Source organism: Bradyrhizobium sp. SZCCHNR1015, assembly GCF_032489875.1.
GTDB lineage: Bacteria > Pseudomonadota > Alphaproteobacteria > Rhizobiales > Xanthobacteraceae > Bradyrhizobium.
Map to the genome: position 1 here is coordinate 107,877 of NZ_JAUEYW010000011.1, position 26,107 is coordinate 133,983.

Sequence of the window (26,107 nt, forward strand, 5' to 3'; positions counted from 1 at the left end):
AGGGGAGAGGGCGCATAGCCCGGTCGCTGCGTTCGTCCGGGCTGCGAGATTGGCTGAGCTGCGCCGCCCGATCTGATCGTTGGCCCGCGACATCCGAGGCCGTTCAAGCAAACAGCTTGTCGATATCGTCTTGCGAAATCGCCACGCCCACCCGCTTCGGGCCCTCCAGCAAGTCCGGCTCGGTGCTTGGGGCGGCGACCTCGGCGGCGAGCCGGGCCAGTTCCTCTTTTCCCCACATCCGGACCAGCCTGTTGATGTGGTCCTCCATGAACTTCAACGACTTGACTACGCGCGTGATCCGCTGCCCGGTGAGGTCCTGAAACGCGCACGCCTCGAACACCTTGTTCGAGCTGTCGAGGATCTCGTCGCAAACCGCTGCGGCCGTCGGGTCCTTGACCTTCTGCAACTTCGTGACGCTGGTGCCGATCGTCTCCATGCTTTCGAGGATCGCGTTCCCGGCCACCTCCGTATTCTCGACGATCGCGTCGAGGGTGTCCGCCATCGTCGCGAAGTTGTTCTTGCTGTCGCCTTGAAGAGCTGCGAATTCCCGCCGCATGCTGTTGATGTGGGCGAACATCTCGACCAGGAGCGTTTTCAGCATCCTCTCTTCTTCTGGCGCAATCATCCGAAATCCCCGACTCTTCCTTAACGTTTCCTTACTAATTCTTCACGCGACAGCTACGAGCCCCGGTCTGCCCTTCAGGCAAGGGATTTCGGTTCTGCGGGACCAGCTCGCGACACGGCTATCGAGAGTCCCCTTGAGCTCGAAAAGGTACCGCGGTCAGCGAGGTGAAGACTAGCTCCCCATCTTTCCCTGATTTCGTTAAGGGCGCATTTTCATTGACGTCAGAAGCCTTCAAATGGTGAAGGGTTTCGGACGCGACATGGCTGCCAAGGGCTGCCGTTGGGCAGTTCCTCGTCCGCTGTCGGATCCCAGCGCTACGACTGCCTTCGAGCCTGAATGAGCGCGTGGGGCTCGGCCAATGAAGGCGAATGTCCGCCGCCAGGGGCGATGCGGACGTGGGGGAGGAGCTGCGGTACGCCACCGCTGTCCACCTGACCGCCAGGGTCGATCGACATACGCTTGCCGAGCAGCATTTTGGGCGGCACCCGACGGTTCCACCCTCCTGGCAGGCCCCGGCGTCTGCAATCCCCAGGGATCAAGAGGCCGCCCCTTACCCAGACGTCGTTCGGTTCACGGGCCGGCGCACGGCCTCGGCAGCGGTGCTGACGCGGCCAGGCAATTCGACTATCCTTCGAGGCGGACCATCAAGGCGGGACAGAACCGGGTCCAGGGGAGGAGATCGATGAGCACGGTAAGAAGCGCTCTGGCCCAGAAGAGTGGCGCCCTGATCCATGTTCGCTCCGGCGACATGGTCGTCGAAGCCTTGCGCCAGATGCGCGACAACCGGGTGCGCTCGGTGCTGGTCATCGACGACGACGTGCTGGTCGGTATCGTGACCCAGGGTGACTGCGCCATCAAGGTGCTGCTGCCCGGGCTCGATGCGAAGCAGACGCTGGTCGGCCAAGTGATGACGCCCAACCCGGTGACGGTCAGGCCGGACCACCCGCTGGACGGTTGCATGGCCATGATGTCGCAGCGCAGTTTTCGCCATCTGCCAGTGCTGGACGCGGGCAAGGTCGTGGGCGTGATCTCGATCGGAGACGTCGTCAAGAACATCATCCGCGATCTGGAGCACGACGTGGACGACCTGATGGGCTACATCATGAAAGACGGCCCCGGAGGCTGACAGACGAACCACGGTGCCGTCGCGCTCCATGTAGGTGTGTTCGTGGCGCGTTACGGACCTAGTCGCTGGCTCGCGTGCAGGTCTGCTTTTGATGTTCAACCGGAAGTAGGCGTTCGGGACGTCGATCGGCCGCTTGTGACCCAGGCCGGACATGCATGTCGCATGCTCGTGATGCGTAACGCTTCCTTCGAGTATCAATCCACCGCGGACTTTGCAGTTATTATGTCCTGCGGAACTTTGCTTTAATGCCAATTACGAAGTCTTGGCTGCCCAAATAAAGGAAGCGCCGTTTGATACATGTCAATCTTCAGTGCAATTTCTAGTACTATATAAAAAAATAAACATCTTTGGGAGGCATCCGATGTTCAGGGAAAAAATCCATATCGAGCAGCCCGATGTAAACCGTCCGTTTCGCGCTGGAGTGGTTGCCGCTCGTAAACCGCTCGTGCCGTCCAGCCCCCGAGCGCCCGGTGTCGCCAAACATCCAGCAAGCGGAGCTGCGACTCGTCTACCAGCCTCTACCGAAATGCTCCTGTTCCATACGGCCGCCCATGCCGGCCTAAAAACAATGATTATCAATGATGCAAGGGGCTTTGATGACTATCGGCAGTTTTCATCCAAGTTCTTAGCTCAATTCGGCGTCCATGCACCGCCTGGTCTCGAAGTGATCGGCTGTGGCTACAACGTGTTTGGCCCCTACGCCGAGGCATCCTCACTGAAGCGTCGTTTGTTTGACATTGGAAAAATGTCTCCATTGGCGCAGACCCGCATTGGAAACACGACATACAGCCATTGGCCAATTGTTACAATTCACGAGTTATCACAATCGAAAAGAGACACGATCGTTGCCAAGACTAAGGTCGAATACGCACAAAAACTTTCTGAAAAGGCAGGCCTGGAAGCTGGGCTGCTTGGCTTTCATGCGCAGGCTGAAGAGGACTACGAGATATCGACAACGCGAGATATGTATTCAGCGTTCACAAACGTGATCGACACCACACAAGTATTCTCTATACATCTCGATGATCGAAATGATCTACGTAACTATCTGACCGTCGAGGCATTAAACGCGATCGATAACGCAGATGGCCAATGGCCACCTGATCGACTTTTCGAGGAATTCGGCCTTTCGTTCGTGACGGGCGTCATTATGGGTGGGCGTCTGAACCACATGTCTTCCGTGGACACATTCTTCCTTGACTCCCACACCGACCTTGAAGTCACGGCCGAAGCCGACTTTTTAGATCTGGTTGGGGCAGGCGTCAGCGTACAGTCCAGCAAATCATTGTCAATGTATCAAGAACATTCAAGATCTCTGACCGAGACGATCGGCGGCGACGAAACGAAGGGCGGTGGTTCTATTGTCGACGAAGCCTCGTATCAACGCTGGAAAGATTCTATAGCTATCAAGCCCGCCTTCATCGATTTCACATTGATGACAACTAAGAAGCCGCTCACGGCCATCTCTGATCTGGCAGTTGGTGCTCGGCGCGCTGAACTCGAGTCAAATAGGAGGGTGTTTGCAGATAAGGTCTCGAGCCCATTCAAAGAAGGCGGTCTAATGGATGGAGCCGCTAGAGCAGTCAATTACATAGTAACGACTTACACCGGTTCTGGCACGGGCGCGGGCACAGACGCAGGGATTTCGATTATATTGCATGGAATCGACCCGCTCGAAAAATCTCACGAATCACCCAAGATGCTCCATGACGACGGGCGTGATAATCACAACAAGGGTGCCGTCGATTCTATCCAATTCGGACCACTGCCTGATTTAGGTGAACTAACCAAAATTGATGTGATTCACGATGGAAAGGGCAAGAGGGGCGGCTGGTCACTTGAGAAAGTAGAGGTCCTTTGCCGAGAGAACGGAAAGATATACGGGGCTTTCTGCAATAATGCTTGGCTTGAAGGCAACTCTGCCACATTTGACTTGCGTCTAACTTAGTTATTGCGCGCCGCTGAAGACAACTGTTCGATGTCTGCTATTGGCCCTTTTCGGACATTTGTCGTGGGCTGGATAATGTCCGCCTTCGAAGGCCGAGCGGTCTGATTGGGGCGCTGGATTGATCGACCGGTTGTTATGCGCCGTCGTGACTGTGGAGCGCTGAAAGGATTACAAGCTCTGCGCATGGCTATTTTTGTTGTGATTTTCCGATCTGCTCACGCGAGGGGGGAGAGGCGCATTCATGAGTAGGGCGGTCGGGCTATGTTTATTCTTCACGTCGATAGGATGGGGTTGACGGTCGCTGTGCCGGGCCGCCCGTCGGGCGAATCAGTTGCGCGATTTTGTTTGTAACGCCCTCGTTCCTGCTCACCGCAACTATACGAGACGCATGCGACGAAACGGCAATTTTGCGCATCGTCTCAACGTGATCGCGTTCGCAGCACCTTCCGGACGAAAGATTTCACTTTCGTTTTTCCAGAATCCGTGTCACTCCTTCGCCATCCCGCCTCAACGAGAGGGGCGTACGCGCGGTCGTCACGAGACGCGAGGCGGGGAGGCGGTGGACGTGTCGGGTTGCAGCGCGGCTTTGGCTAGCGCGGACGAACAACATCGATGCGGACGACGAAGCCGTGTGGTCCTGGCCTCCCGATGCTGAGGTCAAGCCTGCTGTTCGATGCGAGAGCGTCGGCGCAGGTGATGGGGGCAAGACAGCCGGTCCCCAGGGAGAGCGCGGAGTAAGCGTTAAAACCATCGCGCAGGGAAGGCTGGGCTCATCCGGCTGCACCTGTGGTTCCTGCCCCGTGCATTCTTGTTCGCACGGGGGCCATGGGCGTCAGCCGACGCCCAGCCTTCCCTGCGCCCTCGATTGAACGAGGGACGAACGCCGGTCATCGCTCGGACGCATCGCGCCGCGAGGACGACGAGGCGTGTCTCGAGCTGTTTGAGATGTGAAGACGGATCTCGGCCCGTCCGTGGAGCGGGAGAACCTACTGCGTCGCGCGCGACAGCGAGAACTCGCCGTTGCGGACGCGCTCCGGCAGGCCCTCGACGAAGGTCGCGACCGCGTCCTCGCCATAGGTCGTCACGAGCTCGGCCAGCGCCGCGAACAGGCTGGCCTGCGCCAGGCAGTCGCCGTCGACGCCGTCATGGCGCGCTTCCGCCCAGGCTTCGTTGAGGTAGCTGAGCGCGGCCTGCTTCTGCTCGTGGTCGGGCAGGACGGCGGGGAGGGCGCTGAAGGTGACGGGAAAGCTCATTGAATTCAGTCTGGCGGGGCCGCGAGGCATGTTGATTCCGAACGCGGGCGCGCCGGACCCGTGTGGTTTACCACGCAGGCGGCGGACGCCTAGGCCAGTTCTTTAGGAAAGGTTAACAAGGTTAACGCAATCGGGGATATCCCCGGCCGTCAGTTGGCGTAGCGCGCCGTGAGGTCGCGCGAGATCTTGGACCCCTCGTCGATGTAGCGGCGGATTGCCACCATCGCGGCCGGCGTGCAGGTCCGGTAGGTCTGCTGGAAGCCGTTATAGCCGCGGTTGAAGCCGGCGATCATGCGGGCGCGGCGCTCGCCCGACGGGGTCTCGGCATCGATCAGGGCCTGCATCTGGTTGCGCCATTTGGCGCCTTCATTGCTGCCGCAGATGCCGCGGAGGTAATGCAGGGTTCCGAGGATCTCGGCCAGCCGCTGCAGATCGCCATCGAACGGCGCGGCCGCATCCTGCGCGCGCGCCGGCACGACGGCGCAGGCGGCAACGAGCATGAGGATGGCCAGGAGGCGCTTGGGGATCATGGGGAACACCGACGTCATATGCCTTTGCCCCGTCGCGGACGCAAGGCGCCTACACCAGGGTCCGTGCGGCGGCGATGATCTCCGGCAGCCCGTCGGTCAGCGTCAGGCCCTCCAGCGCATCGGGGCGGCGCCACTGAAAATCGTCCAGTTCCGGGTCGAGCCGGGGCTCTCCGGCCCGCCAGCGCGCCGCAAAGGGAAGGATCACGTAGTGGCCGCCGCCGCCCTGGGCCGGCAGCACCTCGCGCCAGCCGGCCAGCCCGACGATCGCGATCGAGAGGGCGGTTTCCTCCATCACCTCGCGCGCGACGGCCTCGTGCAGGGTCTCGCCGAACTCCACCCGGCCGCCGGGCAGCGTGTAGACGCCCTGGGCGGGGGAACGCGCCCGACGCACCAGCAGGAGCCTGCCGTCGCGGAAGATGGCGGCGCTGACGGCGAGCTGGGGGTGGCGGGGCGGCGTCGGGGCGGTCATGCCAATGGCTCCAGGCGGGGTCTGCACCGTAGCGCGAAGACGACCGCGCCGGCAGCCCGTGCAACTCAGAAGCTCGCCATGATGGCGTCGACGGCGTCGACCTCATCGACTTCGGCCACGGGCTCCGAATCGAATTCGATGTCGCCATTGATGATGCCGCCGGCCTGGGCCACCAGCGGCTTGACCCAGTTGGCGGCCTGCTCGGCGAGCTTGGCCTTGGTCGCGTCCTGCTTGGCATCGCGCATCGCGCTGCCGACCGCGAGCAGGATGTCGGTCATGGTCTTCGTGAGATGATCGAACTTGTCGCGAATCGCCGGGTCGGCCTGCTCATAGGCCTCGATGACGAGATCGCGGGCCTTGAAATTGGTGTGCGTGAAATGTTCTGGATAGGTCAGCGGCGACCACGCCAGAAAATCCTCGGCGCATTCCGGAATATCGGGAATCATCTCAAGCAGCATCACGGCTTCGTTGAAATGATTCAGATAGTCGGTGGCGAGCCCGGTGCGTGGATTGATGTTGGCAGCGCGCAGCATCGCGGCCCGCGCCGGGTCAATGGCGCTGCCCGCCGGTCGTTGGGTCGTGCGATCGGTAGGCACGGAATGGGTCGCCGCTGCGGTCATCCGCTGCAGTGTTGGCAACCCAAGTTAAAAGGTGCTGAACACACGACGATTTGAGTGAGATTATGTGTGGACGCTTCGTGATCACTTCACCACCCGCGGCTCTCAGGCAGATTTTCGGCTACCAGGAACAGCCGAACTTTCCGCCGCGGCACAATATCGCTCCGACGCAGCCGATTCCCGTAGTTCTTCTGGATCAGGACATCAGGCATTTCCGGCTCATGCGCTGGGGATTCATTCCGGCCTGGGTCAAGGATCCCCGTAGTTTCACGCTGCTGATCAACGCGCGTTCGGAGTCCGTACGCGAGAAGCCCGCGTTCAAGAACGCGATACGGCGGCGCCGCGTCCTTGTGCCCGCTGATGGGTATTACGAGTGGCAGGTGATCGACGGCCGCAAGCGGCCGTTCTTCATCCATCGCAGCGACCACGCGCCGCTCGGCTTCGCGGCCCTCGCCGAGACCTGGTGCGGGCCGAACGGCGAGGAGGTCGACACGGTGGCGATCGTCACCGCGGCTGCGAGCCGCGATCTCGCCACGCTGCATCATCGTGTTCCCGTGACGATCAGGCCGGATGATTTTTCGCTGTGGCTCGACTGCCGTTCCGACGATCCCGATGAGGCCATGAGGCTGCTGATCGCGCCTCGCGAGGGCGAGTTCACGTGGTACGAGGTGTCGACGCGCGTCAACACGGTGGCCAACGACGACGAGCAACTGCTGCTGCCGATGACCGCGGAGATGCGCGCCGCCGAGGACGCGCAGCGCAAGCCGGCGAAGAAGGTTGCATCCCGCAAGGTTTCAACTGTGGCCGATGACGGGCAGGGGAGTTTGTTCTGAGGCGGGATATCTCGACAGAGAAGATCGTCATCCCCTAGGGATCCAGTATGCCGTGGCCTCTCGTGCTGAAACGGTTGCCGGTGGAATATTGGGTCCCGCGCTTTCGCGAAGGACGACAGAGCAGCGAGAGCCGCGACCGAGCGTTGGCCGCGCTCAGCCAAAGATCCTCAACGCCGCGTGCTGCAGCAGCATGATGGTCTTGGCATCCTGTATGCGGCCGTCGGCGATCATCGTGAGCGCCGCGTCGATCGACAGTTCCAGCACCTCGATCTCCTCGCCCTCATGCGCGAGCCCGCCGCCGGCGCTGACGCGCATCCCTGGTTCGTATGCGGCGACGAAGAAATGGATCTTCTCGGTGACGACACCCGGGCTCATGAACGCCTCGAACACGAACCTGACGTCGTGCAGCCGGAAGCCGGTCTCCTCCTCGGCTTCGAGGCGGATGCGCTCCTCCGGCGAGGCGTCGTCGAGCAGACCGGCCGCGGCCTCGATCAGGAGATCGTCATGGCCGTTGACGAAGGCGGGATAGCGGAACTGCTTGACCAGGATGACGCTGCGCTGCGCGAGATTGTAGGGCAGGATCGCCGCCGCGTTGCCGCGGTCGAACACGTCGCGGCTCTGCATCTGCCAGGTGCCGTCGTCGCGCCGCCACTCGAACCTGGTCGAGGTCAGCGTGCCGTAATGGTCGGAGAGCACGCGCGTCTCGTGGACGCGGATGCGGTCGGAGATGCTCATGCTGGGCCTCTACTTCATTCCCGGCGTCGGCGGGCGGCCGTCGAGCCATTTCGAGAACACCACGCTGTCCTGCACGGCATAGTCGAGTGCCTGGTAGAACGCCTGCACCCTGGTGTTGTCGCCGCGGACCATCAGCATCAGCTTTGCGATGCCGCGCGCGCGCAGCCAGTCCTCGGCGGCGTCCATGATGGCGCGGCCAAGGTCTCGGCCGCGATGATCGGGATCGACGCTGACGTAGTAGACCCAGCCGCGGTGGCCGTCATGGCCGACCATCGCCGAAGCCGCGATTGCGTCGCCCACGCGGCCCACCAGGATCGTGGAACTGTCACCGCGGCGGGCGAGCGCGATGTCGGCGGCCGGATCGTTCCACGGCCGCGTCAGGCCGCAGCGCTGCCACAGCGCGATGATGGCGGGCACGTCGGCATCGGTGATGTCGGAGATCGCGAGGGCGGGGGGACTGTCCATGTGAGCGTCGAAAGCCTAGAGCACCTTGCCGGGATTCATGATCCCCAGCGGATCGAACTGCGCCTTGATCGCGCGCATCAGCGCGATCGCGGTCGGGTCCTTGACGTCCGGCAGTTCGTCGCGCTTGAGCACGCCGATGCCGTGCTCGGCCGAGATCGAGCCGCCCATCCGCAGCACGATCTCGAACACGACCGCGTTGACCTCGTGCCAGCGCGCGAGATAGTCGGCGGTATTGGCGCCGACGGGCTGGCTGACATTGTAGTGGATGTTGCCGTCGCCGAGATGGCCGAACGGCACCGGGCGTGCGCCGGGCATCAGCTTCACCACGGCGGCGTTGGCCTCCGCAATGAAGGCCGGCACTGCCGCGACCGGCACCGAGATGTCGTGCTTGATCGAGCCGCCCTCCGGCTTCTGCGCCGCGGAGATGTCCTCGCGCAGCTTCCAGAACGCCATGCGCTGGGCGAGGCTGTCGGCGATCGCAGCGTCGTCGACGATGCCGTCTTCGAGGCCTTGCTCCAGGATGGTCTCGAGCGTGGCCCGGGCATCGTCGCGCGACGACGACAGCTCCATCAGTACGAACCAGGGATGGGCGCCCGCGAGCGGCGCGCGGTTGCCGGCGGCGTGGCGGATCGAGAAATCGAGCGCGATCGCGGCGATCAGCTCGAAGCTGGTGAGGCTGCCCGCAGCCTCGCGTTGGGCGATCGCCAGCAGCTTCAGCGCGTCCTCCGGCGATTTGAGCCCGACGAACGCGGTCTCGATCGCGCGCGGCTTCGGGAACAGCTTCAGGCTCGCCGCGGTGATGATGCCGAGCGTGCCTTCGGCGCCGATGAACAGATTGCGCAGGTCGTAGCCGGTGTTGTCTTTCTTGAGCTTGGACAGCGCATTCAGCACCCGCCCGTCGGCCAGCACGACCTCGACCCCGAGCGCCATCTCGCGCGCGACGCCATAGGCGAGCGCGGCGGTGCCGCCGGCGTTGGTCGAGAGATTGCCGCCGATGGTGCAGCTGCCCTCGGCGCCCAGCGACAGCGGAAACAGCCGGTCGACCTCGGCTGCCTTCTGCTGCGCCACCTGCAGCACGACGCCGGCCTCGGCGATCATCGTGTTGGAGGCGGTGTCGACGTCACGAATCTTGTCCATGCGCCTGAGCGACACCACCACCTCGCCATTGTGCGGCGTCTGGCCGCCGACGAGGCCGGTGTTGCCGCCCTGCGGCACCAGCGCGATGCGAAGCTGGCTGGCGAGCTTGCAGATCGCGGCGACCTCGGCGGTCGAGCCGGGGCGCAGCACCAGCGGCGAGCGGCCGTGGAACAGGTTGCGCTCCTCGGTGACGTAAGGCGCGACGTCGGTCTCCGCGGTCAGCGCCTGGCGCTCGCCGACGATGGCGGCGAACTGCGCGATCAGGTCGGGTGGCAGCGGCGGCACGGCAGGCTGGCTGATGTTCATCGTTGGTCGCTTCCAATGTTATCTCGGCGCGGCGGCGCGGCGCAGCCGGTCGTTGATGGCCTCGCCCAGACCGTCATTCGGGATCGGCATCACGGCGATGCTGCGCGCGCCCTTGGCATCGAGGCTGCGAAGATAGCCGAAAAGATGCGTCGCCGCCTCTGCCGGATCGCCGGCGGGGGAGAGGTTGAGGATCGCGGCAGCTTCGCTGGCGCCGGGCAAGGTGACGGGGCCGAAGGCGAGCAGGGCCTCGCCAGGCGCGACATCGCTGGCGTCGAGGCGCACGTGAGCGTGCGGAGCATAGTGCGAGGCCAGCATGCCCGGTGCCAGTGGTTGCTCGGACGTCTCGGTGTCTGCGGCGGGCCGCGCCAGCGCACGGCCGAGCACGGCCTCGATCGCCTCGCTTGGAACTCCGCCCGGGCGCAGCAGCGTCGGCGCATCGAAGCAGCCGACGATGGTCGATTCGACGCCGACCGCGACCGGCCCACCGTCCAGGATGAGGTCGATTCGCCCGGTGAGATCGGCCGCGACATGCGCCGCCGTGGTCGGCGACACGTGGCCGGAGATGTTGGCGGAGGGCGCCACGACGGCGCCGCCGAACGCCGCGAGCAACGCCTGCGCGATCGGATGCGCCGGCACACGGATTGCCACCGTATCGAGGCCGGCGGTGGCGAGGTCGGCCACGGCGCAGCCGTCGCTCTGCGGCAGCACGAGGGTCAGCGGTCCCGGCCAGAACGCGGTGGCCAGACGCTCGGCGGTGGCATTGAAGCGGCCGATGCGCCGTGCCGCCGCGATGTCGGCGACATGGACGATCAACGGATTGAAGGCAGGCCGGCCCTTGGCCTGGTAGAGGCGGGCGATGGCTGCGGCGTTGGCCGCGTCGGCGCCGAGGCCATAGACCGTCTCGGTCGGGAACGCGACCAGTCCGCCGCGCGCGAACGTCGCCGCAGCCTGTGTGATTCCAGCCGCGTCGGCGGGCAGGATCCTGGTCTCGATCGCTGGTGTGTGTGCGGTGGGCATCGATGGTACAAGACGGTGGTGGCTTACGCGCTCGGCTATAGCGGGCGGGGACGTTCGAATGAAGCGCACAATTCGCCTGTCGCATTGCGCCCGCGCCATGGCCGCCCGACAAAGCCTCACGGCCTCAAGCAGTTAACCCCTCCGCCGACGATCGACGATTTCGATGCGATTTCCTGCCTTGTGTCCTTGCGAAGACGGAAACCCGACGCTATAAGCCGGCTTCCCAAGTCGGAGCGTGGCTCAGCCCGGTAGAGCACTGCGTTCGGGACGCAGGGGTCGCAGGTTCGAATCCTGCCGCTCCGACCATTTTTTGAGGCGCTCAGCTTTTTATCTCCCGAGAAGCGCAACGAAACGTACAATGAAATCACGCGGCGCCGCCCTGCACCATTCGGCATATCGGCTGTTCGTGAGCATTTGCCGCCTTCCTCCAAACGCCTCAGCCGCCTCGCCCTGGAAATCCTGATGCTGGGGGCCGTAGGTTTGCTCTAACTGCTCGACGGTCGGGCCGAGCCAACCGGCCGCTTGCCAATGGTCGGTGCCTTGCTGCGTCAGCGACGTCGCGGCCGTGTGGCGCAGGGAGTGACGCACGACGTCATCGCCAAGCCCTGCGTCTTCCAGAATGCCCCATGCCGAGCGGATCTTGCCGGCGAGCGGCTGGCGATCGTGCATGCGGTTGATCGAAGCGGATCTCCTTGCCGGTATCGAAAAGGCCGCTGCGCGCGGCTCTGCAGATCGGCATCCGTCGATCTTACGCCAGCGCACCAGATGCGGCCGCAGCCGATTGGCGATCTTGGCCGGCGGTCCGCCCTTCTTTGTTCTGCGGCCATCGCATGGAGGTCCATCCATGGATGCGTCGTCGTCGGCACCCATTGCGTCCGGCGGATCGTCTCCTCGCGCCGGGGGCTTAGAGCCCAATCAGGATGAAGCGGGCCGCCGGCCGGCGTGCTCGCACCCATCAACGACCTGTTCTTTCGTGTGCGAGGACTTGACGTAGTTCCTTGGTAGACGACAGCGCCTATCCAGCGTCCAATTCCTTCAGCTTCCGGTAAAGCGTGCGCAGGCTGATGCCGAGGGATTTTGCAAGCGCTTCCCGATTGCCGCGATGCGTCAACAGGGCGGTCCGAAGCGCTCGCGCTTCCCGTTCCTTCAATGACAGCGAGCTCTCATCCTCGGCATGCAGCAGCCTTGCTGCCGTTCGCTGCGCATTGTCGCGACCCGTGATGCCCGGCGCTCGCAACGCCAGAGCACGCTCGATCGTTGCGGCTGAGATGACATCGTCATCGCAGAGCAGGGCCGCGCGCTCCAACACGTTGCGCAACTCGCGAACATTGCCCGGAAAAGCGTAGCCCTCGAGCCGTTCGAGTGCCGGGGGGGACAAGGTGAGCTTTCGCTCCGGTGCCACGCGGGCAAGCAGCGCCGCGGCGAGAAGCGGTAGATCGCCGGGGCGGTCGCGCAATGCCGGCAGAAGGATCGGAAAGGTCGACAATCGGTAGTAGAGATCGTTGCGAAAGCGCCCGTCTGCCACCATGCGCTCGAGGTCCCGATGCGTTGCCGAGACCAGTCGCACGTCGGCGCGACGCAGCTCCGTGCTGCCGACCCGGCGATAGGTGCCGCTTTCGAGCAGCCGGAGCAGCTTCACCTGCATCGCAAGGGGGATGTCGCCGACCTCGTCGAGAAACAGAGTGCCGCCGCTGGCGGCTTCGACCAGCCCGCTCTTTGCCGTATGCGCGCCGGTATAGGCGCCCTTTTCGTGACCGAACAATTCGCTCTCGAACAAGGTCTCCGGCATGCTGGCGCAATCGACGACGACCAGCGGGTGCGAGGCGCGCATGCTCGCTTCGTGAACGGCCGCAGCGACGAGCTCCTTGCCGACGCCGGACTCGCCAAGCAGCAAAACGCTCGCGTTCGATGGACCAACCCTCGCGACCAGTTCGAGCATCTGCCGAAACGGCGCAGAACGCCCGATCAACCCTCGCGCCGCCGGCTCTCCCTTGGCAATCCGAAGTGGCTCCATCTTCTCGACAAACCAGGCGTCGTGTCCCAACGTGTCGCGGACTGGCGTCAACTCGATGTTCACGTAGGCTTCGCCAATCGGCGTGTGATGCAGATGCAGCACGCGCTCGCGCTGACCGGTTTTCTGCAGGCGCGCACGCGGACAGCTTTCTCCGGCCTGATCGCAAGGCACGGTGAAATGGTGTGACACTTCATAACAGGTGCGGCCGACGACCGATTCGTTGGGGCTGAAGTGGGCGCGATAGGCCGCGTTTGAAGCGATGATCCGGTACTGCTCGTCGACGAGAATATGCGGCTCCGGAAGGGCTTCGAGATAAGATGCAAGTTCGGGCTTCCGGCGCGTGGCCTCTGGCAGCCGGCCCGGCACTCGCGCTTTCGACGTCATCCTGCTCCGCCGCTCCGTGTCGTTCCTCCGCTGCACTGTGCCACGGACTGCCAAATAATGCCAGAATTGGCATCATGGCACGGGACGCGATGACGGCCGTTTCGGCAACAGATTGAAATAACACAATAATTCATCACGCCGCCCGCTGGCACGGGTCTTGTTAAGCAGTGGCCATGAATGACAGGCGCCTCTTCCGACATCTGGGCGTCGCGATCATCGCCAAACTCGTGCTGCTCCTGGCGCTGTGGTGGGCGTTTGTTCGCGACGCCCGCATCGACGTCGATGCGCCGACCACTGCTGCTCATCTTGCCGGCGTCAATTCCGCGCGGCAGCCGCTGGGCTTGCCAGGAGCTCTCCCATGATTCCCGACCAACTCGTCGATCTGTCGCGGCTACAGTTTGCCGCGACCGCCATGTATCACTTCCTGTTCGTGCCGCTCACGCTCGGCATGGTGTGGCTGCTCGTGATCATGGAAGCCGTGTACGTGATGACCGGCGCCGTGGTCTGGAAAGACATGACCCGTTTCTGGGGCAAGCTGTTCGGGATCAACTTCGCGCTCGGCGTCACCACCGGCATCACGCTCGAATTCCAGTTCGGCACCAACTGGGCCTACTATTCGCACTATGTCGGCGATATATTCGGAGCGCCGCTGGCGATCGAGGGCCTGATGGCCTTCTTCCTCGAAAGCACCTTCATCGGCCTGTTCTTCTTCGGCTGGGATCGCCTGCCAAAGACCCAGCATCTGATGGTGACCTCGCTGATGGCGATCGGCACCAATCTCAGCGCGCTGTGGATTCTCATTGCCAATGGTTGGATGCAGAATCCCGTGGGGGCCGCGTTCAGCTGGCAGACCATGCGCATGGAGATGGTCGATTTCTGGGCCGTCGTCTTCAATCCCGACGCGCAGGCCAAGTTCGTCCATACCGTCTCGGCGGGCTATGTCACCGGCGCGATGTTCGTGCTGTCGATCTCGAGCTGGTACCTCCTGAAGGGCCGCGACATCGAATTTGCCAAGCGCAGCTTCCGGGTCGCCGCCGCGTTCGGGCTGGCCAGCGTCGCGAGCGTCATCGTGCTGGGCGATGAGTCCGGCTACACGGTCGGTGAGGCGCAGCAGACCAAGATGGCCGCGCTGGAGGCGATGTGGGAGACCGAGCCGGCGCCGGCCGGGCTGAAGCTCCTGGCTGGCATCAACGAGAAGGCGGGCCGGAACGATTGGGAGATCGAGATTCCCTGGGTGATGGGCCTGATCGGCACACGCTCCGTCAGCAAGACGATCCCCGGCATCCATGAGATCAAGGAACACAACCGGCGGCGGATCGTCGATGGCATCACGGCGGTCCAGGCGCTGGAAGCGCTGCGCAAGGACCGTCATGACCAGGCTGCACTGGCCACGCTCGAGCAGACCAAGGGCGATCTCGGCTTTGGCCTGTTGTTGAAGCGATACACCGCCGACGTGGCCGAGGCGACGCCAGCGATGATCGATCGTGCGGTCGACGATACCGTGCCGCCGGTGTCGCCGATGTTCTGGAGCTTCCGCGTGATGGTCGGGCTCGGCTTTGCGATGCTTGTCCTGTTTGCGATGGCCTTTCTCAGCACGCTGCGGCTGCAATGTGCGGCGCGGCCATGGATCATGCGTGCCGCCGTGATGCTGCTGCCTGCGCCCTGGATCGCGAGCGAGCTCGGCTGGTTCGTCGCGGAATATGGCCGCCAGCCTTGGACCATCTACGGCGTGCTACCGACCCATCTGTCGGTGTCGACGCTGAGCGTCGCCAGTCTCCACGGCTCGCTCGCCGGCTTCGTTGGCTTCTACACGCTGCTGCTGGTGGTCGAGATGTATCTGATGGTGAAGTTCGCCCGGATCGGCCCGGGCAGCCTCGGCACCGGCCGCTATCAATTCGAACCCAAGCCCGTCTGAAGGACGCCGTCATGCTCGATTATCCCACATTGAAGGTCCTCTGGTGGCTGCTCGTCGGGGTGCTGCTGATCGGCTTCGCCATCATGGATGGTCATGACATGGGCGTCGGCACTTTTCTGCCATTCGTCGGCCGCACCGACACTGAGCGCCGCGTCGTCATCAATACGGTCGGCCCGCATTGGGACGGAAACCAGGTCTGGTTCATCACCGCCGGCGGCGCGATCTTCGCCGCGTGGCCCGTGGTGTATGCAACGGCGTTCAGCGGATTCTACTGGGCGATGCTCGCCGTGCTCTGGGCCTTGTTCTTTCGCCCCGTTGGATTCGACTACCGCAGCAAGATCCACAACGTCACCTGGCGGCGGACCTGGGACTGGGGCCTGTTCATCGGCGGGGCGGTACCGCCTTTGATCTTCGGCGTCGCGTTCGGCAATCTGCTCCAGGGCGTTCCGTTTCACTTCGATCGCTACCTGGTCTCGACCTATAGCGGCAGTTTCTGGCAGCTCCTCAATCCGTTCGCGCTGCTTGCGGGCGTGGTCTCGAGCGCCATGATCACGCTGCACGGTGGCGTCTACCTGGCGCATCGCACCGAAGGCGCCATCCAGGCCCGCGCCGTCCGTGGTGCGCTCGGAGCCGCGTCGATCATGGTGATCGCCTTCATCGGTGCCGGGCTCTGGCTGCGCTTCGGCGGCTTCCAGGGCTACGCCATCACGTCGGTGCTCGATCCGGCCGCGCTTCCAGATCCGCTCGCCAAGACCGTGGTCCGCAGCGCCGACGCGTGGTGGGGCAACTATGGCCGATGGCCCGTGCTGTGGGCGCTGCCGCTGCTCGGTATCGCGGGCGCGCTGCTGGCGGGCGCACTCGCCGCCGCAGATCGCACCCTCGCAGCCTTCGTGTCGTCATCACTTGCCATTGCGGGCGTCATCGGCACGGCCGGGGCCAGCATGTTTCCCTTCGTCATGCCGTCCTCCGCGGTTCCGGATGCCAGCCTCACGGTGTGGGACAGCGTCTCCAGCCACCTCACATTGGGGCTGATGTTCTGGGCCACGATGGTCTTGATGCCCTTGATCATCGTCTACACCGGCTGGGCCTATCGCGTCATGCACGGCAAGGTCACGGAAGCCCAGATCCACGCCAACGAACATTCCGCATACTGACGGCGGTCCGATCCCCACGCCGCCGGAGCGGCCAACTCGAAGAGCTTAGTCATGTGGTATTTCGCCTGGATTCTCGGCGTCGGCTTCGCCGTCTTGCTTGCCATCATGAACGCGATGTGGGGCGAGACCGAGGAGGTGCGCAAGGCCGGCAACCGGACGGGGGAATGAACATGGCGCCAGTAGCCACGTCTCAGGCGCGCATCCATCTGCCGTGCCTCGTGGCCGCGCTGGTGATCATGCTCGCGAGCACGCTCTATCCGCCGTTCCTGGCGAACGCCGCAGGGCGCGCCGACCACCTGTCGGCCGGTCTGGCATTCTGGGCCATGAGCGCAGGCTTCGTCCGCGGCGTCGGCTTCGTGCCGCACGCGATCTTGCCGCGATGGCTGTTCTCCGGATCCGTATGTCTGCTGGCTCTGCTGGCCTTGACGGGACTGAAAGTCCTCACGTGATCACGCAAAGGCTGAGTGCGCGCTTTCGCAAAAACCATCAGCTCCAGCGTCGCAGCGAAGCCGATAGCCGGGCAAATCTCAGTCTGTCACGAGACTGACTTCGACTATGGAACAGGCCATTTTGTTCTCCGAGGATCAGCTCAGCCAGCAACGTCTTGGCATTCTCGTCCTCTACGGCCAGGCATGATGGATTTCGTCATTTGGATGTCCATTTCGACTAGCCTTGCCTAGAAAAGGGAGTGCGTCTCATCCTTGACTGGAGTCAAAGATGAGACGCATGCGTGCGATCGATTCCGTGGACCAGGAGAGCGCGATCAGGAAGGCCGGTGCGCGACCATTCCGATCAGCGCAGAGCGGCCATGATGGCCGCTGCCTTCGCTGAGCTCGGTCTCGTATTCGCGCAGTTCGATGATCTCCAGCTCATGGAACGCCTCTCGGAGCATGGCTTCCGTATAGAGGTGCGAGACGGCGGAAGGGCCGCCCGTCTTGTATTCCAACTGCCTGGGCGTATAGCCCTGCAGGATCAGAGTCCCGCCCGGCTTCAGGCTTGCGATCATGCGCGCGAACAGCCGCTTCCTCAAATCCGGGGCGGCGAACTGCACGAAAATCGCCGCGATGCCGTCATACGCCGCACTTGGCCACGCGAAGCCGTCGCAATCGGCAAGCTGGTAATTCACGCTCACTCCGGCTGATGCGGCAAGCTTGCTCGCTTTCGCCAGACCCACTTCCGAGATGTCGAAGGCGTCGACCTGGAATCCCCGCCGGGCGAGCCAGACGCTGTTGCGGCCTTCTCCGTCGGCGACGCAGAGAATACGACCGCGGTGCGGGAACGCGCCGGCATGGCGGCGCAGCCATTGATTGGGGTCGGTTCCGAAAACGAAATCATCGCTTTCGAACCGTCGGTTCCAGCGGCCGGCGTCGGCGTCTGGCGGTACGTTCGTGACCATCGGCAATCCCACTTTGAAGATGACAAGCGTGTTTGTTGGCAGACGCAGGGAGCTTGCGAACTCCCTCGGTATCAGCTTGCGAACCCTTGATCGCAAGCTAGGCGAACTGAAAGCCGGATCGTAGTTCTCCATCAGCTCGTCAGACATGGCGGGCGCGTGAGCAGGACACGCTCGCTCCGGCGTCTCGATACCGTCTCGCACGAACCGCGCCGGGACAGGCGCGACCGCCTGTTTGTTATCGCCTCGCCAAAGTGATAGCAACACGGGGCGGCCATCGACACGACGCAGTGGCCGCCTGGATGTAACCGACCGAATCGGGCGATTGGGGAATATGCGGACGAACATGGCAACCAAGCGTGCACGCAGCAGGTCTTCGCTCGAGCCTGACGCGTTGCTCGAGAAGGCTCACAAGGCAAGCGAATTCCTCAAGGCGCTGTCGCACGAAGCGCGGCTTGCCATTCTGTGTCTGCTGCTGGACGGAGAGAAATCCGTCAGCAGCATCGAGGACTCGCTGCAGCTCCGCCAGCCGACGATATCGCAGCAACTTGCCCGGCTGCGCGCGGACGATCTCGTCAAGGTACGTCGGGACGGCAGAAACGTGTATTATTCGGTTGCGCGGCCGGAAGTGATCGAGGTCATGTCCGCCCTTTATCGCGCCTTCTGCTAGGTGGTGCTGATGGTGCTCGCCGCCTGCCGGAGCTCTTCCGTCAGGCGGAGCCGGGGACGGCCGCGACCGTGTTTTCAGCGGTCACTCGATCGATGAACCCGGCCGCTGCGGCTATCACCGCCGAGGTCGCCTGCTGGTGGGGCGCGTGCCCACAGCCTTCCAGCACGCAGGTCTCGATCCGGGCCGGCACGAGGGCGCGGAGTGTCTCAAGCTGCGCATGCGTGAAGAACTCGTCTTCGCTGCCCTGAACAGCGAGCACCGGGGCGCGAACCCGTCCAACGTAGGGCTTGATACCCCAGTCGCGCGCTTCTTCTCCGGTCCAGGCATCGACCAGCCGGCCAAAAAGATGGTCGGTTCTGCTGCCATGATACCGTGCGAGCCGCGCCCTCAGGTCACCGTGCTCGAAGTCCCTGATCTGGGCGGCGATGCCGTCAACGGTCCGCTGTTCGCGGAAGAGGTGAGGGGCGATCGCGACGACCCCGCTGACCTCATCGGGAAACGCGCCGGCAAACGTCAACGCGATCGCAGCACCGTCGGAGTGTCCGACCAGGATCGGACGCCGCGCTCCGGTCGTCCGTAGTACTTCGGGCAGGGCATCCAGAGCCTCGGCGAGCAGATATTGCCGCGAATGGGGCAGCTCGAGCGGCTCCGAGTCACCGGAGCCCCAGCGGTCGAACACCAGGACGGAGGAGCCGGTCGCAGCCGCAAGCCGCTCGGGGAAATCGCGCCACAGCCGGGCGCAGCCCAAGGCGTCATGCAGCAGGACGAGCGGCGGACGTTCCGGTCGCGTCGCCGCGAGCCAATGGCCGCGAAGCCTCCGGCCGGCCGCAACGAAGCTGAGCTGCCGCGCTGCCGCGACGACAACATCGCGAATGTCCGGCGGGCCGAGATTGACGAAGTCGGCCGACGTGCGCGAGAAGAAGTTCTCGACGATCGATCCGGCATCGGCCAGTTCGGCGCCGCGCAGCGCCGCCTCGAGATCAAAGATGACGCGTGGCGGCGTGACGAAGAAATCGCCGGTGATCAGAGCTTCGCGAATCCGTCCGCGGTCCGGCCCCTCGAGGCGGATATCGGCGCGCAGGCTGCCGCCACGCCGCGTCAGAGTGGCACTGACCAGCGAGCCGTCCACCTCGGGAGCGTCGACCATCTCGACGAAGTCGTCACTGCCGATCTCGTCGCGATACAGCTGCTCGGCGAGTTCTTCTTCGAACATCGACACCTGGCCCCATTGCGGGACAATGCCGAGGCCTTCGGCCAAGCCGTCGAGCAGGGCTTGCTGGATGGTGGCCAGATCAGGAAGGTGGTCGCCGAGGATCTCGCGCATGCTGACGACGCGCTGGCGGGCCGAAGCGAGGTCGCGCTTGGCGAGCTTTTCCACCGGCACTTTGAGCGCAGCGATCATCTGCTCGGGATCGAAGTCGATCAGCAGAGTTCCCTGATAGAACAGCGTATCGCCGTCGAAGAAGCCACCGGTGCCGCTGATCTTGCGGCCGTCGACATCGATGTCGTTGCGCGGGCGGTAGCGCGCGGGGACGCCGAGCTTGTTGAGCCCGAGTGCGACGCTTTCGCAGATCCGGCGTGTCGTTTCGGTGAGATCCATGGCGCCGAGGCTGGAGCGGCCGAACACGAGCTCCCATCCGATCTGACCCTCGTCGAGATAGAGGCCGCCGCCTCCCGTGATCCGCCGGCCGATCTCGATTCCCTTGCTCCGGCAATAGTCGAGCCGGACCTCATGGCTCAGGATCTGATGCATACCGACGAGCGCCGACGGACGAAACCGCAGGAAGCGGATGGTATCGGGAATCCGCCGTGCCTTGTGAGCGTCGATGAGCGCCTGGTCGAAGGCGATGTTGGCGCGTCCGCCCCGAATCCCGGTGTCGATGACCCGAAATGACTTGGCGCTGCTGGCCATCGCATCTTCCTCCCGGTTATTTGGGTAGTCCGCGCCGGAGTTGGCTGCGCACGTGGCGAATGTCGCGGCGATCGGGCTTGAACGGGTAGGACGCAATGTCGCGCGGCGGCGAGTCGCCGTAAGGGCGGTCGCAGGCGGACACGTCAGCGGCCTCCTTGCCCGGGCAGCCGGACGTGCGGAAGGCCACGCCCGCGTCGATGATCGCGTCAACTTCGTCCTGCGGCAGACCAAAATCGACGAGTTGACCGCGTTCGTCGAAACGCATGCGCTGCAGGGAATGGCTTCGATAGTCGATGAGATAGCGGGCGAGCTGTATGCGTCGCCATTGCGGGCGCGGCGCCGGCGGGAGATGATCCATCAACGAGCCTTGTTCGGGAAAGAACGCGAACAGGTGGCTGTGGCCGCCGAGGTCGCGAATTCTCTGCACCTGCGAGAGAACGTCGTGGTCGCTCTCGCCCATCCCAACGATGAGATGGGCGCCGAAACGTTCCGGGCCGAATATCTCGGCGGCGGCCAGCAGGATCTCCCAATATTTGTCCCAGCTGTGCGGCGATTGAACGCCGTGGCCGCGGGTGCGGTCGAAGATGACCGGGTTGGCTGCATCGAGCGCGACCGTGAATATCTCGGCGCCGAGATCCTTGAGCTCCTGCACATCCAGTCGGGTCATCGTCGTCGGATTGGACAGGATGGAAACGGGTACGTGCCTGATGCGTTCAACCCATTTCCGCAGGACGATGCGGGTGTCCTGGTCCGACCGCGGATGCGTGATCATGCTGATGCACATCCGATGGAAGCGCCCGCCGTCGCCGCCCGATGCGACGATGTCGATCACCTGGTCGTAAGGCACCGCAGGCCAGTCGACACGAATAAAGTTGCGGTCGGCATAGTCGCGCTCCGCTTCGCGATGGCGCGCAAGCCCGCAATAAGCGCAGTTGGCGCGGCAGCCCTCCGGATAGGTCAGCAGCAGGTTCAGGCAACGGGTGCAACTGGTGCGATGCATGTAGCCGTTCATGATGCCGAGGGTGATCGCTGCTGCCGTCGACATTTGCACGTAGTCGGGTGATCGCATGTTCGGCGTCAGAACGTTGTCGTTCGGCAGGTAAACGCCTTCCGGCCGCGCGTCCTGCGCTTTCACGCGCCCGCCGTTGCGTGCTTCCGCCGGCACGTCGCCGGGCGCGCGCGGCCGCATGGCTTCGGCCGCGTTGAAGGCGCGCGTCTCCCCGGTGAGGAAATCCGGCACCGGATGCGTCGGTCCTTCGAGACAGCTCATGACTTCCTCTCCTGATCCTGCATTTTCACGCCCAATAGTTCGGCGAACTGATCCACCCCTCGGCGAGCGCAGCCGCGTCGGGGCGACGGCCGTCGCCGTATTGCGCCAGAACTTGCCGTCGTCGCCGTGATGCCCGGCTCAAGGCCGCATCGAAAATGTCGCTGAGCTCTTCGTCATAATCATTGAGGGCGCCGCTGCGGCCGGACAGCATGTCTGCCGCGGCTTGCCCGGCGAGTGCGCCCGATTGCACGGCGGAGGCGATGCCGGCGCCGGTCACGGGGTTGGTCAGGCCCGCCGCATCGCCGGCCAGCAACACCTGGGTTGCGCCAAGCCGGCCTGTCGAACCCACCCTGCCGCCCACGGGTATCGCCCCGCCCGTCAACGCGAACGGGCGCGTTCCGATGCGGCGCGATGCCGACAGCGCGCCAAAGAGCGCGGCGAGCATCGGTTTCAGCCGACGCCGGTCCTCCATCATGACGCCAACGCCGATATTGGCCACGGCGCCCTTGGGAAACAGCCAGCCATAGCCGCCGCGATAGTCGGCGCTCAGGAAGATATCCGTGGCATCGTGCGGCACGATCAGCGGCGCGGTCAGTTGCCTCGTATCGACGAGCGCGCGAATGGTCTGGCCGATGGCCGCGCCGACCCGCGAGCGAGGGCCGTCGCAGCCGATCAGGACGCGCGGCTTCATGGCAAGACCATCGGACGTATGAATTGTGCCGTCGATGTCGATGGCAACCACGGAGGTGCCGTATCGGCACGCGGCTCCCGCATTCGCCGCCTCATCAGCGAGCATTCGATCGAAGGCGGCGCGATCGATCATCCAGCCGCGGAAATCCGGCGTTTCCTCGCAATCTGTCGCCTCGGTGAAGGTCAGCATGCGCGTGATCTTCTGTTGGGCGACGGCCGTGATGTTCCGAACGTCCCGCTCGATCATGGCGGGCACGAACTCGGCACACTGGACCGGGCGACCCGCCTCGAGCCGGCGATCCACGGCGACGACGCGGTAGCCGGCCTTCGCGGCAACTGCGGCCGCACGACTCCCAGCCGGTCCAAGCCCGACGACGACGATATCCGTTGCCTCGGCGTTCATCGTGCACCTCAGGCTGCGCAAGCCCGCCGTCCGGCGAGGCCGTCAAGCGCGATCGAGCAGCAGGCATGCTCCTGCTCGACCGGGCGACCGATGGCGCGGGCAAGAGCTACGATGCCGTCCGCGGGATAGGCGATGCCATCAAATCCGGCCATGACGGCGTATGCGTCGGTCATCAGCTTGTGGCGGCCCGCGGGGCGGATACAGCCAAGCTGAACCGGCGCGTGACTGATGCGTTGCCGCGCGGCGACCAGCACCTTTGCCACGTCGTCGGTGGATATCGTGGCGAAGGGCCGATCCGGCGGCGCATAGATCGGGGTCACCACCACCAGGATCAACGCGGCGACCGGATGGCGCGAAACGATGTCCAGCGCGGTCTCCTCGCCGAGCAGCCGGCCATAGTGCAGACCGATGACGATGTGTGGCACGACCTGCATCTTGGTGCCCGAGAGCGCGGCGAGCGTCGCCTCGAAATCCGCGACGGGACGGTCGAGGTGATAGACGTCGCGGATCGTCTGCTGCGAGCCGATCACGTCGAGCATCGCGACGTCGACCCCGGCCGCTTCCATGGATCGGGCGCGCCGTTCGTCGAGCAACGCGGAATGGATGGCGATGCGCAGATGGGGAAAGTCGCGCTTGAGCCTTTCGATGGTCGGATAGAAGCGGTCGTACGGAACCTCGTTGCGGCGGTTGGATCCGCCCGAGAGCAGGAACCCGCCCAGATCCTTGAGCAGAACGAGATCGCGCACCTTGCGGTCGAGCTCGTCCGGTGTCGTTGCCGCGATCATCGGTTCGAGGATCTTCGCCTGACAATGATCGCAATTCAGCGCGCAAGCGCCGCCGGTGATGGAAAAGGCGGGAAAACTCGCTTTGCCGCAGCCCCTGAGCTCCTCGCTGGCATAGGCGCGGAACGTCGGCGTGTAGAACCGCATCGGTCCGAGCGCGCGCTCGCGGGCTGCCGCCTCGAGTGCATCGACGAGCCCACGGTCAAAACGCAGGTCGTCGAGCGGTTCGATCTCCTGCAGCTTCTCATACCATGCCATTGCGTTCCTCGCTTTTCATATGCGAAAAAACATATATATTTCAGGTCTGCCGTCGGCTTCGGCCGTCATTGATGCTTCACTCAGTTGTCGCGGTTCGCCATGAAGACACTCTGCGTCTTGCAGCATTTCGAGGCGGACTATCTCGGCTCGATGGAAGATCAATTCGAAGGACGCAACGTCGGCTTTCGCTATTGCCGGCCGTTCGCGGCCGGAGGATCGATACCTGCGACGGCGGGGGACTTTGACGGCCTCATTGTTCTTGGCGCCGGACCGCTCGGAGTCGTCAGCGGCAACCTGCTTCCGAGCCTCGGGCCGGAGTTGCGGTTGGTACGGGATTTCCTGGCGCGCGGCTTGCCCGTCATCGGCATCGGAGCCGGCAGCTGCATACTTGCGACCGCGTGCGGCGGCGGCACTCAGGAAGCTCCGCTCCGCTTCGTCGTGGAGACGGCCCGACGGGTCGATCCCACTGCGCTCGGCGGTCATCTGCCGCGATCCTTTCCCGTGGCGATCTACATGCGCGATCGCCCGGTGCTGCCGGCCGATGCAAGTGTTCTCGCGATCGACTCTGCGGGGGAGCCGGCGGTGTTTCAGCTCCGTGATAACTGCTTCGGGTTCCTCGGCCATCCCGGAATCAAATCGGCCATGATCGAGGATCTGATCATGGCATTCGACGAATGTCCTGATCGCACGGCGGAAACGCTCGCCGAGTTGCGCGTGGTGCAGCGCGAGATCGCTGCGGCGCTCGGACCGCTGATGATTGGTTTGATCGAGTCGACGCATTTGATGCGGCCGCTCCCGTAGGACCGTTCTCCCGAGCAACGAATTATTTTCTTCACCCTATAGATGTCATTCAAAAAATGGAATATGTTTTGTGCGTTCGTCCGACGGATTGGATGAAATCGATGTCAGCTTGTTGTCCACCTGGGACTTCGGTTCCTGGGCTTGTTGATCTTCATCAACTCCAAGGCGATGCGCCTCGAGATAACTTGTCGTGCACGCTCCTGTGTCGATGTGCGCTACGCACGTTCAATAGCAGACGATCGGGGAGGACATCGTAGGAATGGCGAAAAAGCTCATCATCATCATGGTCAATACCGATCCTCGCAACGGCGAGGAGCTCGGCGCGCCGTTCTTCCAGGCCACTGTTGCCGCGGCGATGGACTACGAGGTCGATGTCGTCTGTACCGCGACGGCGGGGCAGCTCATGAAAAAGGGCGTGGCCGAGAAGCTCGTGGTCAAGCCCGGATCTCCGAAAACCGTCTATGACTTCATCAAGGACGCGCACGGAGCTGGAGTGAAGTTCTATTGCTGCTCTCCGAACCTCGATCTCTTCGACATGACCGAGCAGGATCTGATCCCTGAATGCGAGGGCATCGTCGGGGGTGCAAAGGTCATCGAAGAGGTGATGGAAAACGATAACGCCAAGGTGCTGACCTACTGAGGAGAGCCGCCAGATGACGAGCGGAGCTTCAATGGAGCTGACCTCTATCGGCGACCCGGTCTCCGAGGCGCCGGTTGTTCCCTATGAGAAGCTGGAAGAGGTATTCGACGACATTCGCTCGCACGTCCTCTACGATCATGAGCTGCACGGCTGTCTCAATTGCGGCATCTGCACCGCGACCTGTCCCTCGGCGCACTACTACGATTATTCACCCCGCGAGATCGTCCAGCTGCTGTGGACCGAAAATCTCGAGGGCATCTACGACGCGATGCAGGAGAAGATCTGGTCCTGCGCGCAGTGCTACACCTGTGCCGCCCGCTGTCCGTTCGAGAATTCACCGGGCGGGCTCGTCATGATCATGCGCGAGGTCGCGATCAAGCATGGCATGCAGTCGGCGAAAGATGTGCTGCGACCGTTCTCGCGGGTGCTTCTGAAGGTCATTTCCACGGGAAATCAGCTCGCGCCCAACATGATCACGCGCGATGCGTTTCCCGACTGGGGCCCGAACGTCGCCAAGGTCGATGCTCCGCTCAATATCCTGCGCAAGGCCATTCCAGTCCCAACCATGCACACCATGGACACGGCCTGGGAGGTCAACCTGAAGACGTCCGTCGAGCTCTACACCATTTGGGAGGCGACCGGCGTGCTCGATCAGCTCGAGACGATCGACGAGAATCTGTTCGACGTCGTCAGCGACGTGATGGATGAGAAGCGCGAGGAATACAACGAGTGGCTTGAAGAGCAGCAGGAAGAATAGGCC

General features: G+C 63.5%; 28 protein-coding genes and 1 tRNA gene. 13 read left to right on the forward strand and 16 right to left on the reverse strand.

Translation table 11 applies throughout. The annotated features are described in order from the left end of the window. Positions 1 to 103: 103 nt before the first annotated feature. Positions 104 to 625, reverse strand: a complete 522-nt coding sequence (locus QX128_RS19535; RefSeq protein WP_315802854.1) for a protein phosphatase CheZ — start codon at positions 623 to 625, stop codon at positions 104 to 106. Between the two features lie 682 nt (positions 626 to 1,307). On the opposite strand from QX128_RS19535, the gene QX128_RS19540 reads away from it, so the two are divergent. Beyond that, positions 1,308 to 1,751: a CBS domain-containing protein gene (locus tag QX128_RS19540; RefSeq protein ID WP_316238255.1), complete on the forward strand. Its 444-nt coding sequence runs from the start codon at positions 1,308 to 1,310 to the stop codon at positions 1,749 to 1,751. A 361-nt stretch (positions 1,752 to 2,112) separates the two neighbouring features. Next, entirely contained in the window at positions 2,113 to 3,699 is a 1,587-nt protein-coding gene (locus QX128_RS19545) for an MAC/perforin domain-containing protein (RefSeq protein WP_316238256.1), read from the forward strand. 986 nt (positions 3,700 to 4,685) lie between these two features. Here QX128_RS19545 and QX128_RS19550 read toward each other — a convergent pair. The 4 genes from QX128_RS19550 to QX128_RS19565 all read right to left on the reverse strand — a co-directional run bounded on the left by QX128_RS19550 (position 4,686) and on the right by QX128_RS19565 (position 6,571). Then, entirely contained in the window at positions 4,686 to 4,952 is a 267-nt protein-coding gene (locus QX128_RS19550) for a hypothetical protein (protein ID WP_315717207.1), read from the reverse strand. A 149-nt stretch (positions 4,953 to 5,101) separates the two neighbouring features. Beyond that, positions 5,102 to 5,500, reverse strand: coding sequence for a TIGR02301 family protein (locus tag QX128_RS19555; protein WP_315802179.1), 399 nt, complete (start codon positions 5,498 to 5,500; stop codon positions 5,102 to 5,104). A 31-nt stretch (positions 5,501 to 5,531) separates the two neighbouring features. Next, entirely contained in the window at positions 5,532 to 5,951 is a 420-nt protein-coding gene (locus QX128_RS19560) for an NUDIX hydrolase (protein WP_316238257.1), read from the reverse strand. 65 nt (positions 5,952 to 6,016) lie between these two features. After that, positions 6,017 to 6,571, reverse strand: a complete 555-nt coding sequence (locus tag QX128_RS19565) for a hypothetical protein (protein ID WP_409997911.1) — start codon at positions 6,569 to 6,571, stop codon at positions 6,017 to 6,019. A gap of 62 nt (positions 6,572 to 6,633) precedes the next feature. Between QX128_RS19565 and QX128_RS19570 the strand changes: the two genes are divergently transcribed. Next, on the forward strand, positions 6,634 to 7,401 hold the full coding sequence (locus tag QX128_RS19570; protein WP_315802182.1) for an SOS response-associated peptidase: 768 nt from the start codon (positions 6,634 to 6,636) through the stop codon (positions 7,399 to 7,401). 153 nt (positions 7,402 to 7,554) lie between these two features. On the opposite strand, the gene QX128_RS19575 is transcribed toward QX128_RS19570, so the two are convergent. The 4 genes from QX128_RS19575 to QX128_RS19590 are packed head-to-tail and all read right to left on the reverse strand — an operon-like array spanning position 7,555 to position 11,061. After that, a complete protein-coding gene (locus QX128_RS19575; protein WP_316238258.1) occupies positions 7,555 to 8,136 on the reverse strand; it encodes an NUDIX domain-containing protein in 582 nt (193 codons plus the stop codon). Positions 8,137 to 8,145: 9 nt separating this feature from the next. Beyond that, positions 8,146 to 8,601, reverse strand: a complete 456-nt coding sequence (locus QX128_RS19580) for a GNAT family acetyltransferase (protein ID WP_316238259.1) — start codon at positions 8,599 to 8,601, stop codon at positions 8,146 to 8,148. A gap of 15 nt (positions 8,602 to 8,616) precedes the next feature. Beyond that, positions 8,617 to 10,044, reverse strand: a complete 1,428-nt coding sequence (locus QX128_RS19585) for an FAD-binding oxidoreductase (RefSeq protein ID WP_316238260.1) — start codon at positions 10,042 to 10,044, stop codon at positions 8,617 to 8,619. Between the two features lie 18 nt (positions 10,045 to 10,062). Continuing rightward, positions 10,063 to 11,061, reverse strand: a complete 999-nt coding sequence (locus QX128_RS19590) for an L-threonylcarbamoyladenylate synthase (RefSeq protein ID WP_315802186.1) — start codon at positions 11,059 to 11,061, stop codon at positions 10,063 to 10,065. Positions 11,062 to 11,290: 229 nt separating this feature from the next. Here QX128_RS19590 and QX128_RS19595 point away from each other — a divergent pair. Then, positions 11,291 to 11,367: transfer RNA gene (locus QX128_RS19595), tRNA-Pro, on the forward strand. A gap of 21 nt (positions 11,368 to 11,388) precedes the next feature. Here the strand turns inward: QX128_RS19595 and QX128_RS19600 are convergent. Together QX128_RS19600 and QX128_RS19605 are read right to left on the reverse strand one after the other, a co-directional pair. Beyond that, positions 11,389 to 11,931 (reverse strand): hypothetical protein, encoded by a 543-nt coding sequence (locus tag QX128_RS19600; RefSeq protein WP_316238261.1) that lies wholly within the window; start codon positions 11,929 to 11,931, stop codon positions 11,389 to 11,391. 145 nt (positions 11,932 to 12,076) lie between these two features. Further along, entirely contained in the window at positions 12,077 to 13,459 is a 1,383-nt protein-coding gene (locus QX128_RS19605) for a sigma-54 interaction domain-containing protein (protein ID WP_316217273.1), read from the reverse strand. A gap of 173 nt (positions 13,460 to 13,632) precedes the next feature. Between QX128_RS19605 and cydP the strand changes: the two genes are divergently transcribed. Genes cydP through QX128_RS19630 form a run of 5 tightly spaced genes read left to right on the forward strand, consistent with a single transcriptional unit; the run spans position 13,633 to position 16,977 of the window. Further along, positions 13,633 to 13,821 carry a cytochrome oxidase putative small subunit CydP gene (gene cydP, locus QX128_RS19610; RefSeq protein ID WP_410053165.1) on the forward strand — a complete coding sequence of 63 codons (189 nt, stop codon included), beginning with the start codon at positions 13,633 to 13,635 and terminating at the stop codon, positions 13,819 to 13,821. After that, entirely contained in the window at positions 13,818 to 15,374 is a 1,557-nt protein-coding gene (locus tag QX128_RS19615) for a cytochrome ubiquinol oxidase subunit I (protein WP_316238263.1), read from the forward strand. The genes cydP and QX128_RS19615 overlap by 4 nt, the downstream gene beginning before the upstream one ends. 11 nt (positions 15,375 to 15,385) lie before the next feature. Continuing rightward, positions 15,386 to 16,528, forward strand: coding sequence for a cytochrome d ubiquinol oxidase subunit II (gene cydB / locus QX128_RS19620; protein ID WP_316238264.1), 1,143 nt, complete (start codon positions 15,386 to 15,388; stop codon positions 16,526 to 16,528). Between the two features lie 51 nt (positions 16,529 to 16,579). Then, a complete protein-coding gene (gene cydX / locus QX128_RS19625) occupies positions 16,580 to 16,696 on the forward strand; it encodes a cytochrome bd-I oxidase subunit CydX (protein ID WP_316217271.1) in 117 nt (38 codons plus the stop codon). Between the two features lie 2 nt (positions 16,697 to 16,698). Beyond that, positions 16,699 to 16,977 carry a cyd operon YbgE family protein gene (locus tag QX128_RS19630; protein WP_316238265.1) on the forward strand — a complete coding sequence of 93 codons (279 nt, stop codon included), beginning with the start codon at positions 16,699 to 16,701 and terminating at the stop codon, positions 16,975 to 16,977. Positions 16,978 to 17,291: 314 nt separating this feature from the next. Here the strand turns inward: QX128_RS19630 and QX128_RS19635 are convergent, their stop codons facing one another. Next, entirely contained in the window at positions 17,292 to 18,071 is a 780-nt protein-coding gene (locus tag QX128_RS19635) for a class I SAM-dependent methyltransferase (RefSeq protein ID WP_316238266.1), read from the reverse strand. A 196-nt stretch (positions 18,072 to 18,267) separates the two neighbouring features. Between QX128_RS19635 and QX128_RS19640 the strand changes: the two genes are divergently transcribed. After that, a complete protein-coding gene (locus QX128_RS19640; RefSeq protein ID WP_316217268.1) occupies positions 18,268 to 18,591 on the forward strand; it encodes a metalloregulator ArsR/SmtB family transcription factor in 324 nt (107 codons plus the stop codon). Between the two features lie 40 nt (positions 18,592 to 18,631). Here the strand turns inward: QX128_RS19640 and QX128_RS19645 are convergent, their stop codons facing one another. From QX128_RS19645 to QX128_RS19665, 4 genes are read right to left on the reverse strand one after another with little or no spacing between them, the layout of a single operon-like run. Then, positions 18,632 to 20,503: an alpha/beta fold hydrolase gene (locus tag QX128_RS19645; protein WP_410053163.1), complete on the reverse strand. Its 1,872-nt coding sequence runs from the start codon at positions 20,501 to 20,503 to the stop codon at positions 18,632 to 18,634. 16 nt (positions 20,504 to 20,519) lie between these two features. Further along, complete coding sequence (locus QX128_RS19655; protein ID WP_316238269.1) at positions 20,520 to 21,773, reverse strand: radical SAM protein; 1,254 nt, start codon at positions 21,771 to 21,773, stop codon at positions 20,520 to 20,522. 25 nt (positions 21,774 to 21,798) lie between these two features. Continuing rightward, a complete protein-coding gene (locus QX128_RS19660; protein ID WP_316238270.1) occupies positions 21,799 to 22,866 on the reverse strand; it encodes an NAD(P)/FAD-dependent oxidoreductase in 1,068 nt (355 codons plus the stop codon). An 8-nt stretch (positions 22,867 to 22,874) separates the two neighbouring features. Continuing rightward, positions 22,875 to 23,906, reverse strand: a complete 1,032-nt coding sequence (locus QX128_RS19665; RefSeq protein ID WP_316238271.1) for a radical SAM protein — start codon at positions 23,904 to 23,906, stop codon at positions 22,875 to 22,877. A gap of 84 nt (positions 23,907 to 23,990) precedes the next feature. Here QX128_RS19665 and QX128_RS19670 point away from each other — a divergent pair, with 84 nt between their 5' ends. The 3 genes from QX128_RS19670 (at position 23,991) to QX128_RS19680 (ending at position 26,104) form a co-directional block, all read left to right on the forward strand. Continuing rightward, positions 23,991 to 24,707: a hypothetical protein gene (locus QX128_RS19670; RefSeq protein WP_316238272.1), complete on the forward strand. Its 717-nt coding sequence runs from the start codon at positions 23,991 to 23,993 to the stop codon at positions 24,705 to 24,707. 259 nt (positions 24,708 to 24,966) lie between these two features. Next, positions 24,967 to 25,347 carry a DsrE/DsrF/DrsH-like family protein gene (locus QX128_RS19675; protein WP_315802231.1) on the forward strand — a complete coding sequence of 127 codons (381 nt, stop codon included), beginning with the start codon at positions 24,967 to 24,969 and terminating at the stop codon, positions 25,345 to 25,347. Positions 25,348 to 25,378: 31 nt separating this feature from the next. Further along, positions 25,379 to 26,104, forward strand: coding sequence for a 4Fe-4S dicluster domain-containing protein (locus tag QX128_RS19680; RefSeq protein WP_316171964.1), 726 nt, complete (start codon positions 25,379 to 25,381; stop codon positions 26,102 to 26,104). Positions 26,105 to 26,107 lie beyond the last annotated feature (3 nt).

Bases quoted from the DNA above. Each gene is read 5' to 3' on its own strand.
- QX128_RS19680 (WP_316171964.1), top strand. From the start codon at position 25,379: ATGGAGCTGACCTCTATCGGCGACCCGGTCTCCGAGGCGCCGGTTGTT.
- QX128_RS19605 (WP_316217273.1), bottom strand. From the start codon at position 13,459: ATGACGTCGAAAGCGCGAGTGCCGGGCCGGCTGCCAGAGGCCACGCGC.
- QX128_RS19550 (WP_315717207.1), bottom strand. From the start codon at position 4,952: ATGAGCTTTCCCGTCACCTTCAGCGCCCTCCCCGCCGTCCTGCCCGAC.
- QX128_RS19560 (WP_316238257.1), bottom strand. From the start codon at position 5,951: ATGACCGCCCCGACGCCGCCCCGCCACCCCCAGCTCGCCGTCAGCGCC.
- QX128_RS19640 (WP_316217268.1), top strand. From the start codon at position 18,268: ATGGCAACCAAGCGTGCACGCAGCAGGTCTTCGCTCGAGCCTGACGCG.
- QX128_RS19675 (WP_315802231.1), top strand. From the start codon at position 24,967: ATGGCGAAAAAGCTCATCATCATCATGGTCAATACCGATCCTCGCAAC.
- QX128_RS19580 (WP_316238259.1), bottom strand. From the start codon at position 8,601: ATGGACAGTCCCCCCGCCCTCGCGATCTCCGACATCACCGATGCCGAC.
- QX128_RS19600 (WP_316238261.1), bottom strand. From the start codon at position 11,931: ATGGGTGCCGACGACGACGCATCCATGGATGGACCTCCATGCGATGGC.
- QX128_RS19660 (WP_316238270.1), bottom strand. From the start codon at position 22,866: ATGAACGCCGAGGCAACGGATATCGTCGTCGTCGGGCTTGGACCGGCT.
- cydP (WP_410053165.1), top strand. From the start codon at position 13,633: ATGAATGACAGGCGCCTCTTCCGACATCTGGGCGTCGCGATCATCGCC.
- QX128_RS19630 (WP_316238265.1), top strand. From the start codon at position 16,699: ATGGCGCCAGTAGCCACGTCTCAGGCGCGCATCCATCTGCCGTGCCTC.
- QX128_RS19535 (WP_315802854.1), bottom strand. From the start codon at position 625: ATGATTGCGCCAGAAGAAGAGAGGATGCTGAAAACGCTCCTGGTCGAG.
- QX128_RS19615 (WP_316238263.1), top strand. From the start codon at position 13,818: ATGATTCCCGACCAACTCGTCGATCTGTCGCGGCTACAGTTTGCCGCG.
- QX128_RS19635 (WP_316238266.1), bottom strand. From the start codon at position 18,071: ATGTCTGACGAGCTGATGGAGAACTACGATCCGGCTTTCAGTTCGCCT.
- QX128_RS19540 (WP_316238255.1), top strand. From the start codon at position 1,308: ATGAGCACGGTAAGAAGCGCTCTGGCCCAGAAGAGTGGCGCCCTGATC.
- QX128_RS19655 (WP_316238269.1), bottom strand. From the start codon at position 21,773: ATGAGCTGTCTCGAAGGACCGACGCATCCGGTGCCGGATTTCCTCACC.
- cydB (WP_316238264.1), top strand. From the start codon at position 15,386: ATGCTCGATTATCCCACATTGAAGGTCCTCTGGTGGCTGCTCGTCGGG.
- QX128_RS19570 (WP_315802182.1), top strand. From the start codon at position 6,634: ATGTGTGGACGCTTCGTGATCACTTCACCACCCGCGGCTCTCAGGCAG.
- QX128_RS19545 (WP_316238256.1), top strand. From the start codon at position 2,113: ATGTTCAGGGAAAAAATCCATATCGAGCAGCCCGATGTAAACCGTCCG.
- QX128_RS19575 (WP_316238258.1), bottom strand. From the start codon at position 8,136: ATGAGCATCTCCGACCGCATCCGCGTCCACGAGACGCGCGTGCTCTCC.
- QX128_RS19590 (WP_315802186.1), bottom strand. From the start codon at position 11,061: ATGCCCACCGCACACACACCAGCGATCGAGACCAGGATCCTGCCCGCC.
- QX128_RS19565 (WP_409997911.1), bottom strand. From the start codon at position 6,571: ATGACCGCAGCGGCGACCCATTCCGTGCCTACCGATCGCACGACCCAA.
- QX128_RS19665 (WP_316238271.1), bottom strand. From the start codon at position 23,906: ATGGCATGGTATGAGAAGCTGCAGGAGATCGAACCGCTCGACGACCTG.
- cydX (WP_316217271.1), top strand. From the start codon at position 16,580: ATGTGGTATTTCGCCTGGATTCTCGGCGTCGGCTTCGCCGTCTTGCTT.
- QX128_RS19555 (WP_315802179.1), bottom strand. From the start codon at position 5,500: ATGACGTCGGTGTTCCCCATGATCCCCAAGCGCCTCCTGGCCATCCTC.
- QX128_RS19585 (WP_316238260.1), bottom strand. From the start codon at position 10,044: ATGAACATCAGCCAGCCTGCCGTGCCGCCGCTGCCACCCGACCTGATC.
- QX128_RS19645 (WP_410053163.1), bottom strand. From the start codon at position 20,503: ATGGCCAGCAGCGCCAAGTCATTTCGGGTCATCGACACCGGGATTCGG.